The 17976-nt window shown below is 29.8% G+C and carries 18 protein-coding genes; 13 read left to right on the top strand and 5 right to left on the bottom strand.

The window, feature by feature from the left end:
• The first annotated feature begins 6 nt into the window (after positions 1-6).
• The 4 genes from JOC70_RS12825 to JOC70_RS12810 all read left to right on the top strand — a co-directional run bounded on the left by JOC70_RS12825 (position 7) and on the right by JOC70_RS12810 (position 4280).
• On the top strand, positions 7-306 hold the full coding sequence (locus tag JOC70_RS12825; protein WP_204599297.1) for a hypothetical protein: 300 nt from the start codon (positions 7-9) through the stop codon (positions 304-306).
• A gap of 171 nt (positions 307-477) precedes the next feature.
• The gene (locus tag JOC70_RS12820; protein ID WP_204599296.1) at positions 478-1668 is read left to right on the top strand and encodes a M20 metallopeptidase family protein; all 1191 of its coding nucleotides are present in this window, start codon (positions 478-480) and stop codon (positions 1666-1668) included.
• A gap of 4 nt (positions 1669-1672) precedes the next feature.
• A complete protein-coding gene (locus JOC70_RS12815) occupies positions 1673-2647 on the top strand; it encodes an RluA family pseudouridine synthase (protein WP_204599295.1) in 975 nt (324 codons plus the stop codon).
• A 25-nt stretch (positions 2648-2672) separates the two neighbouring features.
• Entirely contained in the window at positions 2673-4280 is a 1608-nt protein-coding gene (locus tag JOC70_RS12810; RefSeq protein WP_204599294.1) for a putative polysaccharide biosynthesis protein, read from the top strand.
• A 321-nt stretch (positions 4281-4601) separates the two neighbouring features.
• Here the strand turns inward: JOC70_RS12810 and JOC70_RS12805 are convergent, their stop codons facing one another.
• From JOC70_RS12805 to JOC70_RS12785, 5 genes are all read right to left on the bottom strand, one after another.
• A complete protein-coding gene (locus JOC70_RS12805; RefSeq protein WP_243429132.1) occupies positions 4602-5360 on the bottom strand; it encodes an ABC transporter permease in 759 nt (252 codons plus the stop codon).
• Positions 5357-6013 (bottom strand): ABC transporter ATP-binding protein, encoded by a 657-nt coding sequence (locus JOC70_RS12800; protein WP_204599293.1) that lies wholly within the window; start codon positions 6011-6013, stop codon positions 5357-5359. The genes JOC70_RS12805 and JOC70_RS12800 overlap by 4 nt, the downstream gene beginning before the upstream one ends.
• A gap of 14 nt (positions 6014-6027) precedes the next feature.
• A complete protein-coding gene (locus JOC70_RS12795) occupies positions 6028-6468 on the bottom strand; it encodes a MarR family winged helix-turn-helix transcriptional regulator (protein ID WP_204599292.1) in 441 nt (146 codons plus the stop codon).
• 187 nt (positions 6469-6655) lie between these two features.
• A complete protein-coding gene (gene spoVB / locus JOC70_RS12790; RefSeq protein WP_204599291.1) occupies positions 6656-8149 on the bottom strand; it encodes a stage V sporulation protein B in 1494 nt (497 codons plus the stop codon).
• Between the two features lie 132 nt (positions 8150-8281).
• Positions 8282-9526: a dicarboxylate/amino acid:cation symporter gene (locus tag JOC70_RS12785; protein WP_204599290.1), complete on the bottom strand. Its 1245-nt coding sequence runs from the start codon at positions 9524-9526 to the stop codon at positions 8282-8284.
• A gap of 309 nt (positions 9527-9835) precedes the next feature.
• On the opposite strand from JOC70_RS12785, the gene JOC70_RS12780 reads away from it, so the two are divergent.
• The 9 genes from JOC70_RS12780 (at position 9836) to JOC70_RS12740 (ending at position 17974) form a co-directional block, all read left to right on the top strand.
• Positions 9836-10576, top strand: a complete 741-nt coding sequence (locus JOC70_RS12780) for a zinc dependent phospholipase C family protein (RefSeq protein ID WP_204599289.1) — start codon at positions 9836-9838, stop codon at positions 10574-10576.
• 103 nt (positions 10577-10679) lie between these two features.
• Positions 10680-11180 carry a class I SAM-dependent methyltransferase gene (locus tag JOC70_RS12775; RefSeq protein ID WP_204599288.1) on the top strand — a complete coding sequence of 167 codons (501 nt, stop codon included), beginning with the start codon at positions 10680-10682 and terminating at the stop codon, positions 11178-11180.
• Between the two features lie 28 nt (positions 11181-11208).
• Entirely contained in the window at positions 11209-12903 is a 1695-nt protein-coding gene (locus JOC70_RS12770; RefSeq protein WP_204599287.1) for a B12-binding domain-containing radical SAM protein, read from the top strand.
• 301 nt (positions 12904-13204) lie between these two features.
• Positions 13205-13531: an ATPase gene (locus JOC70_RS12765; protein WP_204599286.1), complete on the top strand. Its 327-nt coding sequence runs from the start codon at positions 13205-13207 to the stop codon at positions 13529-13531.
• Positions 13518-15485 carry a V-type ATP synthase subunit I gene (locus JOC70_RS12760; protein ID WP_204599285.1) on the top strand — a complete coding sequence of 656 codons (1968 nt, stop codon included), beginning with the start codon at positions 13518-13520 and terminating at the stop codon, positions 15483-15485. The genes JOC70_RS12765 and JOC70_RS12760 overlap by 14 nt, the downstream gene beginning before the upstream one ends.
• 12 nt (positions 15486-15497) lie before the next feature.
• Positions 15498-16004, top strand: coding sequence for a V-type ATP synthase subunit K (locus tag JOC70_RS12755; protein WP_204599284.1), 507 nt, complete (start codon positions 15498-15500; stop codon positions 16002-16004).
• Positions 16005-16050: 46 nt separating this feature from the next.
• Positions 16051-16656, top strand: coding sequence for a V-type ATP synthase subunit E family protein (locus tag JOC70_RS12750; protein WP_204599283.1), 606 nt, complete (start codon positions 16051-16053; stop codon positions 16654-16656).
• Between the two features lie 15 nt (positions 16657-16671).
• Positions 16672-17673 (top strand): V-type ATP synthase subunit C, encoded by a 1002-nt coding sequence (locus tag JOC70_RS12745; protein WP_204599282.1) that lies wholly within the window; start codon positions 16672-16674, stop codon positions 17671-17673.
• On the top strand, positions 17666-17974 hold the full coding sequence (locus JOC70_RS12740) for a V-type ATP synthase subunit F (protein WP_204599550.1): 309 nt from the start codon (positions 17666-17668) through the stop codon (positions 17972-17974). Before JOC70_RS12745 ends, JOC70_RS12740 begins: the two co-directional genes overlap by 8 nt.
• The last annotated feature ends 2 nt before the right edge of the window (positions 17975-17976 follow it).

The raw sequence follows: 17976 nt of genomic DNA, 5'->3' as shown, positions 1-17976 counted from the left end.
AAAGTTATGATTTCATTTAAAACTATGTGGGAAGATGTATCAGGATTAATAACAAGAGAAGAAATAAATGACATAGAAATAATAGAAAAGTATACAGATGGATTTGTGGTAAGACATTCAGAGGGAAATTGTTTTGTAAATAAAAACGATTTTATAGACGTATGGTGTAACATACTATATTTTAAAGAAATGCCTAAAAATCAGATTTTTAATGGCCCTAGGGAATCTTTTAAATATGTATATGCTGTTATGAAGAATTTACCATATATAAAAGACAATGCCGAAGTAATAAGATTAGTAGAGTAGTTTGTTGAATAATTGGAAATAATGTTATATAATCTTAATTAAGCTCATATTCTATGAATATGAGCTTTTAAAATGCACAAAAACTAGTAAGTAATTTTAGGAAATTATAACATTATACATATTATATTTTTTAGATTATTAGATAAACTAAAGGTAGGTGTAAAAATTAATATGGTAGATATAAATTTCTTGCAAAAAGCAGAACAAATTAAAGAAGATCTTATAAAATGGAGAAGAAATTTCCACATGAATCCTGAACTAGATTATGATCTTTGTAATACTACTAAATATATAGAAGAGTTTTTACAGCAAAATTGTATAGAGTATAATAAGGTGGCAAAGTCTGGGATATGTGCAATTATAAGAGGGAAAGGAAACAAAACCATAGCTCTTAGGGCTGATATGGATGCACTGCCATTAGAAGATAGAAAAGAAGTGCCCTATGCATCAAAAACATTAGGGAAAATGCATGCTTGTGGACATGATGCACACACTGCGATTCTTATGGGAGCAGCATTAATATTAAATGAGTTAAAGGATAAGTTGCAAGGTAATGTTAAGTTGTTTTTTGAGCCTGCAGAAGAGACAACTGGAGGAGCATTACTCATGATAAAAGAAGGAGTAATGGAAAATCCGCATGTTGATGGAGTTGTAGGACTTCATGTAGATGAGAATGTTGCTTGTGGTAAAATAGGGGTGAAAATGGGAGCGGTAAATGCAGCTTCAGATTCATTTAAGGTAAAGATAATAGGAAAGGGAGGACATGGAGCTCGCCCTGATACAACTATAGATCCTATATTTATTGCAAGTAGTGTTATTGTAAATTTACAATCCATAATAAGTAGGGAATTACCACCTACTTCACCAGGAGTTGTAACTGTAGGATGTATTCAGGGAGGAACCGCCAATAATATAATTCCAGAGGAAGTATACTTCAAGGGGACTATAAGAACTATGAAAACTGAGCATAGACATTATGTAAGAGAGAGATTTAAAGAAATTGTAGAAGGTATGGTTAAATCATTAAGAGGAGAGTGTACCATAGAAATGGAAGAAAGTTATCCATGTCTTTATAATAATGATAATATGGCTAAAAGTTTTCTTAAAAGTGCTGAAGAAGTAATGGATAAGAAGGATATATTAGACTTAGACGCACCAAGTATGGGAGTAGAAAGTTTTGCATATTTTTCAATGGAGAGACCAGGGGTATTTTATAATTTAGGTGTAAGAAACGAATCAAAAGGAATAATTCACCCAGCACATGGAAGTTTATTTGATTTAGATGAGGAGAGCTTGGCCTTAGGTGCTGCTCTTCAAAGTAAATTTGCATGGGATTACTTAAACACAATAGATAAGGAGTAAAAATATGAAAGCAGAAATTGGATCTAACGAAGCGCAGCAAAGATTGGATAAGTTTTTAAGAAAATGGTTAAAGGATGTACCTTTAAGTGCTATATACAAAGCAATAAGAAAAGGCGACGTGAAGGTAAATGGTAAAAAAGCTAAAGAAAAATATACTTTAGAAGAAGGGGATATTGTAGAAGTAACATATATATCATCCGCAGATACTAAAAAGAAGTTGAATTTTCAAAAGGTAGAAGCTACTAAATTCAGTAAGTTAAAGATTACCTATGAAGATGAAAATATGATACTTGTAGAAAAGTGGCCTGGTATACTTGTTCATTCTGATAAAAAGAATGGAGAAGCTACATTAACTGACTATATATTATCTTATTTATATGATAAGGGAGATTATATACCAGAAAAAGAGCTTACTTTTACGCCAGCTCCGTGCAATAGACTGGATAGAAATACTTCTGGTATAGTAATATTCGGTAAAAATTATGAAAGTCTTAAACTCTTAAATGAAATGATAAGAGAAAGAGATATAAAGAAATACTATGAGGCATTGGTAGCAGGAAGAATAAAGGATGGAATATATGAAGGATATATATTAAAAAATGAAGATAGTAATATATCTAAAGTATATACAAAAGAGGTGCCAAATTCTAAGAAAATAGCTATGGAAGTAAAGACAATTCAAAGCTGCGGAACTTTTTCCTTTATAGAAATAGATTTAATAACAGGAAGAAGTCATCAGTTAAGAGCACATTTAAGTGAATTAGGCAATCCTATAATTGGAGATGTGAAATATAATAAGGATAGTAAACTGAATAGTTTTTTCAATAACAAATATGGATTGAATTATCAATATCTTTATGCATATAAGGTTATCTTTAAAAATTGTAAGGATAAACTTGCTTATATGGAAAATAAAACTATAGCAGAAACACTACCTCCAGTACTTAAAAAAATAAAAAATGATGTATTTAAGTTTTAAGTAGAGAAGATAGGAGAAGTAAAATATGAAAGAGCAATCTACTGCTAAGGGGTTTGCAATACTCTCTGCAGCAGGAATGATGGTAAAGGTAATATCTCTTTTATACATACCTTTTTTAAGAGTAATAATAACAGATGAAGGATATGGAGTGTATGGAGCAGCTTATTCTGTATATGTATTCATATTCGTTTTAACTAATTCAGGTATACCAGTTGCAATATCAAAGCTTATATCTGAACTTACTGCGGTAAAAAACTATAGGGATGCAGTAAGAAGTTTTAAGATAGCAAGATTTATATTACTTTTAATAGGAATAATAATGGCAGTACTAATGCTAGTATTAGCAAAACCCTTAGCAAATTTAGTGAATTTCCAAAAAGCTCATTTATCAATACTTGCTTTAGCACCTTCTATATTATTTACTTCAATAGCCTCAGCGTATAGAGGGTACTTTCAAGGATTACATAATATGACACCTACAGCAGTATCTCAAGTTATTGAGCAGGTGATAAATACTATTTTTTCATTGGTGTTTGCAGCGCTTTTTGTAAAGTACGGTATTGAAGCAGCTTGTGCAGGAGCAACAATAGGAACTTCTCTTGGAGCATTTATTTCTGCAGCTTATCTTATATGGTATTATGAAAGGCATAAGAAAATGAAGGTTCCTAAAGGATATATAGAAGCAAATATAAAGAGATATAGTTCTAAGAGCATACTTAGAAAAATTATACATTATGGACTTCCAATTACGGTATGTGTAGGAATGACTTATGCAGGTAATTTAGTTGATTTAGGAAATACAAAAGCAAGGCTATTAGCTGGCGGAGTTTCTGAAGCTTATGCGTCCACACTATATGGATATTTAGTTAAGTATCAGCAGCTTTTAAATGTACCAATAGCTATTATATCATCTCTTGCAGCAGCAATACTTCCAGCCTTATCTGGAGCAGTGGCTGTAGAAGATAGAGATGGTGTAAAAAGTAAGATTAAATACGCATTTAAAATGTGCTTTTTAATAGCTATCCCAGCAGCCTTTGGGCTTTCTGTGCTAAGTACACAAATATTTGAAATGCTTAGATTTGGACAAGGATCTTATTTAATGGCGTATGGTTCTGTAGTTCTTGTTCTAATGTCAATAATGCAAATTCAAACCACTATACTTCAAAGCATAGGTAAGCTTTATACATCTACCTTATATTCGTTTATAGGGATATTAGTTAAAATTTTAGTGAATTATTTCTTAATATCTATACCAAGTATAAATATTTTGGGTGCCATATATGGAAGTATCATTGGATATATAATTCCTATAATTTTGAATCACAATATGCTTCAAAAATCCTTGAGGTTAAAATTCAAATTTTTAAAACCGGCTCTAAAACCATTGGTAGCATCTTCGTTTATGGGTGCGGTTGTATTTGTTGCATACATTGCTTTTCACAGTATTTTTAAATTGTTTGGAAATAATTATTTAGCAATATCAATAAGTGCTATAATCTCAATAATAATTGGAGCGTATTCTTATTTATTTGGATTAATTGTTACAGTTGGAATTTCAAAGGAAGATTTTAATATACTGCCTAGAAAGGCTTTGAAACTTATACCTAATGTATTACTCAAAAAAATAAAGTAGTACAACATTTTTAATGCTCTGGGTCGTATAGAATTTTCATCTAGGAAGACGTTCATTTTGCCTAGAGCATCTAATATTTATAAATTTAAAATCCATAAGCCACCTAAACTCGCTGTCGCTCAGACAGTAGGCGGCTCTTAACGGTATTTTAAATTTATAAATAAAGCCGTTCTAAGGCTCATTCAATGTCTTCTACGACGATGAAAATTCTATGATCCAGAGCATTAAAAATTTCTTTATGTGAAATGCTAAATGAATAATATTTTAATTAGTAAATATATATGCATAAGCCCATATTGTAATCTGCAATATGGGTTTATATTAAGCTAACTGCTTTCTTTTGTTGAAGAAATTTTTATAGGATAAATAACATGCTACAAAAGAAGATATTGAGGTTGTTGAAAGCAGCATAAATGTTACCATAATCTGATATTTGATTGCCTCTACAGGTGAAGTGCCAGCAAGTATAAGTCCTGTCATCATACCAGGCAGCGATACAATTCCAAGTGTTTTTGCTGAATCAATTGTGGGAATCATACCAGTCTTTATAGAGTCTCTGATTATTTCTATAGATGACGGCAAAATATCTGCTCCGAGGGAAAGTTTTGTTTCAATTTCTTCACTTTTATTTTTAAAATCAGAGGTTAATTGTCTGTAACATAAGCCTAAGGCTACCATAGCATTACTTATAATCATTCCACTTACAGGAATAATTTGATAAGGCTCATACCTGATGGCGCCAGAAAATACAAGAATAGATAAGGTAATTATAGTTCCTAATGATATTGATATAAATGATATTAGAAGTCCATTTTTTATTGCGTTACCTCTTTTAGCAGCATTATAAGCGGCATTAAAAGTCATAAACAAAAGTAGGAGAGTTGTAAATATCGGACTTTTAAGTCCAAAAATATAATTAAGTAAATATGCAACAATGACTAGTTGTATTATTGCTCTGATAACACTTATTATAATTTCCTTTTCAAGTTTTAGTTTCTGAAGGTAGGAAAATAATAATGCCACTATAACAAGTGATGAGGAAATTAAAAGTGAAGAAGAATTCATCAAACTGCTACTCATTTTAGCACCTCCAATGACTTAATTTCGCCATGTTCAATGGTTAATATTTTATTTGCAGTCCTTTTACTTTGTTCAGGGTTATGAGTTACCCAGATAATGGTTGTACCATTCTGGTTCAATGATTTTATTACATTTTCAACAATGAGAGTATTATTAGAATCAAGTGCAGATGTTACTTCATCTAAAAGCAGAATCTCCGGTTTAAATAATAATGTCCTGATTAGTGCAATTCTTTGTTTTTCCCCTCCGGACAGGTTTTTTATATTTTGTGTTAAATATTCTTTATCAAGATTAAAGAGAAGAAAAAGTTCCTCTACTCTTTGTAAATCCACCTTGCTCCCCCTTATAGAGTATGGGAAAGAAATATTGTCCATAACAGTATCACCAAAGATGTATGGAGTTTGGAAGCAATATGCAATGTTTTTTCTTAACTCCATAGGGTTGTGTTCCATAATGGATTTGTTTTTATATATGATTTTTCCTTCTGTTGGACTTTTCAAATGACAGCATAGTTTAAGAAATGTACTTTTACCACTGCCAGATGACCCAACAACAGAAATATAATCTCCTTGATAAATAGGAATTGTTATATTTTTTAATATAGCTTTATTATCATTAATAAAATATACATTTTGAAATTCTAATAATGGCAAGATGATACCTCCAATCAATAAATATTATTTTCATTGAACAAACTTTCCTTTTTTAGATTTGTAAGCAGTTCAGTTAGTAACTCTTTAAAGAGCTGTTTTTTATCATCATGTAGAGTATTAAAGAAATTTAATGAAAATAGTTTATCTTCTTTAACATGTACGTTAACAACTTGTTTTCCTAGCTCAGTCACAACAAGCTCAATAGCCCGTCTGTCTTCAGTACTTCTGATTCTTTCTATATGCTTTTTAGATTCTAATCTGTCAATAATTCCTGTAAGAGTGGAGGGGGGGATATCATACTGTTTTGATATATCCCTTATTTTGACTTTTCCTAGGAAATATATCCTTTCCAGTACATACATATCTTGTGGCTGAATATTAGAACTCTTAAGCTGATAAGAGTTTTTATATTCAAAAACATCTATGAGTTTGTGCATTAGTTGATTTTCATCCATTAGATCACCTTCTTCTCGTGTCGTATATTACGATTATCGTAATATATGTGTAGTATAACATTATTCGAAGTATTATACAATAAAAATTATAAAAAAAAGAAGAGCTATATGAAGTTAATATATATTTATGCATAAAGCAAAACAAGGGAAGCCAAATGGCTTCCCTTGAAAACATTGTAATTTCACTTTATTTTTTGGAGAGTTTAAAATCGAAAAATATTAACAGAAAACCTGTAAGAGTTATCATTGCATACTTCATAGGCAGGGTTTCAGGTAAAATGTTTTTTAAAATATTTAATATAAAATAAAACAATACGCATAGCAATATACTTACTATAAAATTATTTTTATTAAACTCAATATTAAGATGTTTTTTAATTTCATACATGTTAATTATAAGTGTTATAGATGAGGTTATTACAAAGGTTATTACAAATCCATATATATTTATATAAGGTATACCTATAAAAATATAAAGACTTGCAAGTTCTATAACAGAAATAATAAGAGAGTTTCTAAGTAAAATGCCTTGTTTACCTAATCCATTTAATATACCATAAGTTGTGGTACTTACATAAACTAAGGGTGCCATTAAAGAAGAAATAGCTATAAAATCCCCTAGATCTAGTCTTTTAAAGAGTAAGTTTCCCAGTTCGTTTGGAATGGTATTGCATATAATCAAGGTAGATAATCCTAATAAAAATGCTATCTTAAGTACACTCATAACTCTAGTTTCTGTACCCCAATAATCTTTATTACTGATGCTTTTGGATATGTCTGGAATAAGTATTGTAGACACAGAGTTTATAACAACCATAGGGAAAAATATTATGCTTAAGCTCATTCCTGTAAATTTACCAATTAAGGATAGTGCTGTGCTATAATCCATTCCAGTAGCAATTAATCTTCTAGGAACTATTAAAGTAGAGATAGTGGATAGTGCGGTGGATGAAAAAGCATTTAAACACAAAGGTATAGAAATAATAAGTACGTTAAATAGCAGCTGAGCCCGTCCTTCTGAAGACTGCATATTATTAGAGGGCTTTACTTTATGTATTTTATAAGATACATAGAGCAAAGCAGTGCTTATCCCTTCACCAATTGCTAAAGCAACATAGGCAAAAGTTACTTTGCTGGAGATATCAGTTGATAACGCATAGGTGCCAAATACGATTATTATAACTATTGTTCGCATAAACTTTTCAAATACATCAATGTATGCAGGGATTTTAACTTTAGATATACCATAAAAGTATCCTTTAAGTATTGAAGAAAATGCAATAAATAACATTGCAGGACAAAGAACCTTTATAGCATATAAGCTTCGACTGTCTTTTATTAAATAGGTACTTATATAGTTTGAACTTACAAATACAATGCTCACAACTATAAGTGCCCATAAACCATCAAAAGATAGAGTTGTGTCTATGGTTTTATTTAAGTTTTTGAAGTCGCGTTTACTGTAATACACTGCAGATACCTTAGAAATAGCAGTTATAAGACCACCAGAAATAATACATATAAATAAATTATATATAGGCATTATTAGTCCATAAAGCCCCATGCCTTCAGGACCAATTTTACTTGATAATATTATGGAAAATGTAAATCCTAATATTCCAGTTGCTATATTAGCTGCTGTTAGAGTAAGGGTGTCCCTATAAAAAGTATCTTTTTTCATTCCTTATAACCTCAATATTATTAACATTAATAATTATTCCTAAGTATCAAGAAATATTCTTAATGCTTAGGAAATTACTAAGAACATAAAAAATACTGTATTATAAATTTTATAATACAGTATAAAAGGCTTTTATTCATTTGTAGTATTTAATTCACCGGATTCTCTAAACCTATCTACAATTACGGCACAAGAAGCATCTCCGGCTATATTAACAGCTGTTCTAAGCATATCAAATATTCTATCTACACCAAATAATATTGGCAGTCCAATAACAGGGACATTAGCTGCAAGTAATACTGCAACAACTAGCAAAGTTGGACCAGGAACACCAGCTTGGCCTATTGAACCTATAGTAGCAGTAAACATTATTGCAATGTACTGAGAAGGTCCAAGGTCTATATTAAACATCTGCGCAAAGAAACAAGTTGCTAAAGAATAGTAAATTGCGTTTCCGTCCATATTTATCGTAGCACCTAAAGGTAATACAAAGGAAGAAGTTTGTTTTGATACTCCAAGCTCCTGTTCACAGGTTTCCATATTTACAGGCAGTGTTGCCATAGAGGAAGCTGTAGAAAGTGCTACTAATTGAGGTTTGTACATAGATGACCAAAACCTTTTTAAGGATATTGAAGAAAATAGTTTTATGTTTAATGAGTAAAAACCAAAGTTATGAATAATTAAAGCTAGTACATATATTAAGAATAAGTAAACTATCTTCTTTAATATTTCATATCCAAATGTTCCAGTAGCATCTGCCATTAGCGCAAATACGCCAAGTGGAGCTATATACATTACCTTCATAATTATAAAAATTAAAGCATCGGTAATATAAGTAAATGTGTTAACGATAAATGTTTTCTTCTCATTTTCTAAAGAAGAGACTCCAAAACCTAAAAATAAGCTGAAGAAGATAATTTGTAGTATGTTTCCTTCTACTAAAGCTTTAATTGGATTTTCTGGAATAATACCTTTTACAGTATCCCAAAAGCCAGGTAAATCTCCTTTGGTTTCAAATTCATTAGAAAACATGGAGCTAAGTGAGGATACATCAATACCTGCACCAGGCTTGAATATTTCACCAAACACAAGTCCTATAATAACAGCAACCAAAGTGGTAATCATATAATAGGAAAAAGTTGCAATTCCTATTTTGCCAGCAGATTTAGTATCACCTATAGAAGCGGCACCAGTTATTATAGAAAAAGCCACTAACGGTATAACAACCATTTTAATAAGCGACATAAATATATCGCCTAAAGGTGCAAACATATGGGCTGACTTTCCCATTATTAGACCTGTTAATATTCCCACAAACATAGCAATGATTATTAAAACGCCTAAATTTGCAAAAATACTTTTCTTTTTAGTACTCATTTATAAGTCCTCCTAATACATAAATACATATTAATATTATAGACATGTCCTCAAATAATTTTAAAGGAAGACACCGAAAAATGCAAGTAAAATAAGGTCGAAATTTCATTTGCTTTTACATTATAAACTTTAGAAGTATGCGTTGACAAAATATATATTATGGAAGATAATTTTATTCAAGAGAAATATTTGAGAATATTTTGATTAATTTTAAATTTATAGGTTTAATTAAAAATCTTTTGGAAATCCTATACATGGAACTTTAATGTAAGAAAATAATAAATAATATAGAAGGAGTAGTTAGATTATATGAGAAATAAAATTGAAAAAACCTATGGGGGTGCACTAAGAGGATTATTTTTTGCTGTAAATCCTTTGAAGAAAAAGGTACTGAAAACTTATTGCACTGTTCATAAATTTATAGATATACAGGCACTAAATATTTTAAAAAATGATGGATATGAAGAAGAATTTGAATTCTTAAAGAAATACATAAGTAGTATAAATGCAGGGGCTATGTGGGCAGATCAGGATTTTAAAAGCTCCAATCATTTCTATGATTACAGAAAAGGGAAGGGGCTATACGGATTTTCTAATGCATTAGAAGAATGCAGACGTTATTATTCAAACGCCTTAGAATATATTCAGGTTGGAAACATGGAAAAGGGTATGTTTTATTTTGGAGCAGCTTGTCATTTGATACAAGATACTACAGTTCCTCAACATGTTAATAATAAACTTTTAAAAAGTCATAGAAAATTTGAACTATGGATAATAAGTAAGCTCATGAATGACTTTATTTTCGTAGCAGATAGTGGTGTAGTGAGATACAAGTATATAGAAGACTATATAAAAAATAATGCATTTATTGCTAATAACGCATATTTGAAAAATATTCACATTAAAGATAGAGAACAAAGGTACGGAAATATCGCATCTGTTTCATTAAAGGAAGCACAGAGAACCACTGCAGGATTTATGTTGGATTTTTGTGACGAAATAGCAAAAATTAGAAAAGACTATAAGGAACTTTTAGAAAAGGCAGATTAAAAATCCTCTATTAGAGGATTTTTAATCTTTATAGAGAAATATTATATATAAAATTGACAAGCCTTAGAAGTAAGAGGTATTCATCTTTGAAGGAGGTGGATATATGGAGAAAAATATTACGTTGCAATTAGAAGATGAATTATTTAACGGCAATCTATTGGATATTGGTATGTCTAATACGGGAATAATATATAATTTATATAAGGAGTTCAATGCTAATCCTACTATAGATTATATAGATGGGAAATGTGAAGAGGATAAAATAGAGGAAAAATATTATGATAACTGTGTATTACTTTTTACTCTAAGTCAAGTTTATTTTGAAAGCAGCAGAAAGGAGCTTATAAAAAATATTAATAAATATCTAAAAGAAAAGGGTAAAATTTACATATGGGATGTAAATAAGGGGTATAATAGGTTAGTGAATTTCAATATAAAAATTATTTCTTCTAAGACAAAAGAAAAAAAGATTACATTTAAAGATAATAAAATATTTTTGAGTTCTAATAAAAAGACTACTTTAAAGATTTTAAGTGAATATTTTAACATAATAGAGGAAATGCAAGACGAAGATATATACTATATAAAAGCAGAAAAGAAATAATATAAATGGTTTGAAAGGAAAGTAAAGAATGAAAGTAATATTAGCAGCAGTAAATTCTAAATATATTCATAGCAATTTAGCGATAAGATATTTAAAAAAATACACAAAAGATTTAAATTATGAATGTATTTTACAAGAATATTCTATAAACGATAGAGTAGAAAGAATAGTGCAAAATATAATGAAAGAGAAACCAGACATGGTTGGATTTTCTTGTTATATATGGAACATGGAATATGTACTGAGAATTTCTAAATTATTAAAGCTTATAGATAAAAATATAACTATCTTTTTTGGAGGGCCTGAGGTTTCCTATGAAGAAGCTTCTTATGTAGAAGAAGATAATTGCGACTACATAATAGCAGGAGAAGGTGAAGAAACATATAAAGAGTTTATAGAATGTATATTAAATAATAGACAAATAATAGACGTAAAAGGCCTATACTTTAAAGATAAAGGGAAAGTTATTTATACAGGCAAAAGAGAACTTATGGAAATGGATAAAATAGTATTTCCATATGATAGAGACGAGGATTTAAAGAATAAGATTGTATATTATGAAGCATCAAGAGGATGCCCTTTTAACTGTAAATACTGCCTATCCTCAACTGTTCATGGAGTGAGGGTTTTAAACCTTGAAAGAGTAAAAAATGAATTAAAGCATTTTATAGATAATAAAGTTAATTTAGTAAAATTTGTGGATAGAACTTTTAATTGTGATCATACCTTTGCGTATTCAATATGGAAGTTTTTGATAGAAGAAGAAGGAGAAACCACCTTCCATTTTGAAATATCTGCGGATTTATTAACAAAGGATGAAATGGAATTATTATCTAAAGCTCCTAAAAATAGATTTCAATTTGAAGTAGGAGTTCAAAGTACAAATAATCAAGTACTTAAAAATATAAATAGAACTGCAAATTTTGAAGATATCAAAGAAAAGGTATGCGAGCTTTTAAAAATTAAAAATATACATCAACATTTAGATTTAATAATAGGGCTTCCTGAAGAAGATTTTAGTTCATTTAAAAAATCATTTAATGACTTGTATTCCATTGAGCCAGAACAAATTCAATTAGGATTTTTAAAGCTTTTAAAGGGATCCTCCATGAGAGAAGAAGCAGATAAATGGGGCATGGTATATTCACCGTTTCCGCCCTATGAAATTTTGAAAACTAATCACATATCCTATGAGGAGTTAATTAAGCTTAAAATGGTAGAAGAAATGGTGGATAGATACTATAATTCAGGTAATTTTAATCTATCTATAAAGTATCTTTTATCAAAATTTGAGAAACCTTTTGACTTATATTATTCACTTAGTCAATTTTACTATTTAAAGGGATACTTTGACAGAAATATATCATTTGTTGACTACTATAGGGTTTTGATTTATTATAATGAAAGTATACTGAATTCAGACAGTTTTGTATTAAAGGAAATAGTTAAATATGAGTTTTTATATCATACTAAAAAGAAATGGATACCTGATTTCTTAAATAAGGATTTGGATAAAGAAGAAGAAAAAGTACTCAAGAGAAGAATATTAGAGTCCGATTATGTAAGTAATAACAGAGAATTGAATAATATTAGGCTTGAAAAATTTTATGTTGATATAATAGCACTGATAAAAGAAGGAAATATATATAATAAAGAAACATATATAATGTTTGATGACAGAAATGGCAAGATTAAAGATGTTACAAGTCTTATCCAGCAGTAAATCTTTGAAAAAGTTTAATATATTTGAAAAAAATAAAAAAATCCTAATAAATATACCTAAAAGGTATAGTTTATTTTTTAAGTATATGATATTATATAAAAAAACAGACAAGTATATAAAATGTTCTTATATCTAAATTTTATAAATATTCTAAAAAAACTATTGACTAAAATAATTATAGATGTAGAATATTATTATCGAGTATACCCCCTAGGGGGATATCTTATGGTAATATTCTACATAGAAAATTTTGGGATTTAGTTGAAAATACTTTTATTATAAACTTAAGGAGGTGATTTGATTGGCATTAGAGGCTGTAAAAAATATAAAAAATGCAGAATCAAAAGCAGAAGAAATTATAAAAAATGCTCAGTTAGAGAGTAAAAGTATTATTAAAAGTGCAGAAGTAAAAGCCAACGAGGAATATAAAAGAATAATTAGTGAAGCTAATATTTCAGCAAATAGCATTATATCAGAAGCTATAAAAGAAGGTGAAAAGGAAGCTGTAATTATTAAAGAAAAAGCTCAAAAAGATATAGATGATATAATAAATTTATCCGAGGATAAAATAAAAAATGCTATTAAGTTAGTAGTCGAGAGGATAGTGATGAATAATGGCAATAGTTAAAATGAATAAATTTACATTATTGGCTTTTCAATCACAAAAAGAAACTATTTTAGAAGGCTTGCAAAAATTTCAAGGAGTGCAGTTTGTGAGTTTTGAGGAAAAAATAATAGAAGAAATGCCATTCCTGGAAGAAGCAAGTGATAATATAAAGGTTTCTGAAGTCCAAAGTGAACTTGCAAAGGTTAAATTTTCATTAGATTTTATGGATAAATATGTACCAAGAGAAAAAGGTATTAAAGCCATAAAAAAGGGAAAGAAACACTTAAGATACGATGAAATTAAAAAACTTACTGAAAAAAGTAATTGGCTTTCAACTTATGAAACATTGAAAAAATTTGATAATAAGTTAAATGATTTGAAAAATGAAATTAGTAAACTTAAGAGTGAAATAGAAGAACTTACTCCCTGGACTAATCTAGATGTATCCTTTGCAGATTTGAAGAGCTTAAAAACATCAAATTATTTTATTGGAACTGTAAATAAAAATTTAGCTGATAAATTTATTGAAGAGTTAAATAGTCAAATTTCTCATTCTTATACTGAAAAGTTAGGAGAAACAAGGGATGAAGTAAGTTTACTAGTGTTATTTCATAAATCACAGGCTGAATTAACAGAAGATTTAGTAAAAAAATACAATTTAAATAAGTTTGACTTTAAATATAGCAATACTCCAAAGGAAATAATAAAAGAAAATAATAAAAAGATAGAAGCAGCTCAAAATGAAGCAAAAGGCATTGAGGAAGAAGTAAAAAAACATAGTGATAAAATAGAGGATTTAGAAGTAGCATTTGAATATTACAGCATGGAAGAAAACAAGGCAAAATCAGGGGAATATTTTCTAAAAACCGATAAAGTATTGGTTATAGAAGGCTGGACACCTGAGGAAAAGAAAGCAGAGTTTGAGGATATTTTAAAAATCTGCTGTGGAGAACATTACTTTATTGAATTTAGAGAACCATCCTCAGAGGATAATGTGCCAATATTATTAAAAAATAATAAATTTGTTGAGCCTTATGAAATTATTACTTCCATGTATAGTCTGCCAAATTATAGAGAGGTAGACCCTACACCTGCAATGACACCATTCTTCTTTGTGTTTTTCGGAATGATGCTGTCAGACGCGGGTTATGGTTTAGTAATGCTTATAGCCTCAACTTTAGCATTGAAGCTCTTGCCTTTAGACAAAGGGGTTCAAAAATTTATGAAACTCTTTCAAAGCATCAGTATTTCTACCATAGCCTGGGGAATTATATATGGAAGTTATTTTGGCGATGCTACAACCATGATTATCTCTGGAGGGATAAAACCTCTTTGGCTAGATCCTTCTTCAGAACCTATGTCTGTATTGATTTTAGCAATAATAATGGGATTTGTGCATTTGTATACAGGTTTAGGTATAAAGGCATATGAATTGATAAAGTCAGGTAAGGCATTAGATGCTCTTTTCGATGTAGGATTTTGGTATCTTACTATTTCAGGATTAGTTTTACTCTTTATTGGACCATCCATAGGAATTCCAGTGTTAGGAACTATAGGCAAGTATATGACTATTGTAGGACTTATTGGACTTGTAGCTACACAGGGAAGAACTAATAAGGGAATAGTTGGTAAAATAGCTGGCGGTTTTTATGGAATATATGGGATAACAGGATATTTAGGAGATATTTTATCTTATTCAAGGCTCTTAGCCCTTGGTCTGGCTACTGGACTTATAGGAACATCATTTAATTTAATGGTAAGTCTTTTAGGTAATGGTGTATTTGCATGGATATTTGGAACTGTTATATTCTTAGGAGGACATATATTTAATCTTGCAATAAATGTATTAGGAGCATATGTGCATGCCTGTAGACTTCAATACTTGGAGTTTTTTGGAAAGTTCTATAGTGGTGGAGGTAAAGAATTTAAGCCATTCACAACTAAAAATAAATATATAAGAATAATAAAGGATTAGGAGGAATTTAATATGAATTTTGCAACTTTTTTAGAATTTATGACTGAAAACGGAGGTTTATTATTTGCCCTATTAGGTGCAGCCTTAGCTACAGCACTTCCAGGTATTGGTTCAGCAAAGGGAGTTGGAATAGTAGGTGAAGCGGCTTCTGGGCTTATTACAGAGGACCCAGATAAGTTTGGTCAGGCACTTATTCTACAGGTTTTACCAGGAACACAAGGTTTCTATGGTTTCGTTACTACACTTATAATATTAAATAAAATAGGATTACTTGGAGGAACAGCAGCACAAGTATCATTAGGATCAGGTTTCTTAATATTCTTAGCATCATTACCAATAGTAATAGCAGGTTGGAAATCAGCTATAGCACAGGGTAAAACTGCAGCATCAGGTATATCAATACTAGCGAAGAAGCCAGAGCACATGTTTAAAGGCGTATTATTTGCAGCTATGGTTGAAACATATGCAGTTATAGCACTTGTTACTTCAATCATAATGATAGTTGGGATACAGGTTTAATATACTTTAAGTTAGAGCCTAAATAAACAGTAAAGGAGGGTTCTTCGTGGCTAATTTAGATAACTTAATTTCTAAGATATTAGAGGATGCCAACAGCAAAGCACAGGAAATTATAAATGAAGCTAAAGAAAAGGAAAAGGAAGCTGTTGACAGTCTCACAAGTAAAGCTGAAAAACAAAAGGAACTAATAATAAATAAAAGTCATATGGAATCTGTCACTAGAAAAGAAAGAATAATATCTAATGCTAATTTAGATATAAGAAATAAGAAGTTAAAAGCTAAACAAGATTTAATAGAAAGTGTGTTTTATAGAGCAGAAAGTGAGTTGCAAGAAATATCTCAAGATGAATATAATAAGTTTGTTAGAAATTTTATATTATCCTTGGATATTGAGGGTGATGAAGAGATAGTGATATCAACAAATTACAAAAATACAATAGATGAAAATCTTATAAACTTTATCAATGGAGAATTAAGAGCTAAAGGTAAAAAAGGAGAACTTAAACTAAGTTCTGAAGATAGAGATATTAAAGGTGGGTTTATTCTTTGTAAAAATGGCATAGAAATAAATTGTACTTTTGAAGCTCTAGTACCTTCATTAAGAGATGAGCTAGAGGATAAGATTTTAGATATTTTATTTAAATCAAATTAAGGAGGATATGGTTATATGGATAACATGAAGTTTATACAAGCGGTGTCAAGGCTCAGAGCACTGGAAACCAAACTCCTTGATAAGTCAAAAATTGATAGGCTTATTGATAGTTCATCTCCTGAAGAAGCTTTAAAATTGCTGCAGGAAACTCAGTACGGCAATCATATGGGAAATATCAAAAGACCAGAAGAGTATGAAATACTTTTAAGTGAAGAATTAAAAAGGCTTTATGCTCTAATGTATGAAGTTTCACCAGAGAAATTAATTATTGATATTATGAGTATAAGATACGATTATCATAATATAAAGGTGCTAATAAAGGGAAAACTACTTGGAAAAGATTTAAGTTATCTTTTAATTCCAGTTGGCACAGTTAATGCTGATAGTTTAAAAAGATGCTCTGATGAGTCTAACTATAGAGATTTAAATGGATTTATGAGATCTACTTTTGAAAAGTCACTGAAGCTTTTTGAAGAATCAGAAGACCCTCAAAAAATAGATATTATAGCAGACAAATTGATGTATGAAGACATGTATAGTAAAGGAAAAGAAACAGGTGAAAAAGCTATAATTGATTATATAAAAACAAATATAGATTTAACCAACTTAAAAGCTTTCTTAAGAATAAAAAAGCAGAATAAAGATAGAAGCTTTTTTAATGAAGTATTTATAGAAAATGGTAAATTAGACAAAGATGTGTTTTTAAATAACTTCAATGATTCTATTGAGAGTTTTATAAATAAGGTTTCTTACACAGATTACTATAATGTATTGAGATTAGGAATAGAGGATTATTTAAATACAGGTGATTTTAACTTATTTGAAAAACTTGTTGATAATTATACTATGAACTATGTTAAGAATGCAAAATATGTAAGTTTTGGAGCAGAGCCATTAATTGCATACATATATGCAAAAGAAACGGAAATAAAAGTTATAAGAATAATAATGGTTGGAAAGTTAAATAGTATAGCACCAGATACTATAAGAGAAAGGCTGCGTGATGTCTATGTATAAAATAGGAGTAGTAGGGGATAAAGATTCTATACTTGCATTTAAAGCATTAGGAATAGACGTCTTTCCTGTATTAGATTCAGACGAAGCTAGAAAAATTGTAGATACATTAGCAGCTAAAAAATATGGAGTTATTTTTATAACGGAGCAGGTAGCTAAGGACTTAGATGAGACTATAGAAAGATATAATAGAGAATTACTTCCTGCCATTATCCTCATTCCTAACAATCAAGGTACCTTAAATATTGGAATGCAGAGGATTAACGATAATGTTGAAAAAGCAGTTGGAGTGAATATTTTATAGGA

Source organism: Clostridium pascui (genome assembly GCF_016908015.1).
GTDB lineage: Bacteria > Bacillota > Clostridia > Clostridiales > Clostridiaceae > Clostridium_AK > Clostridium_AK pascui.
This window is presented reverse-complemented; position numbering and strand designations above follow the sequence as displayed.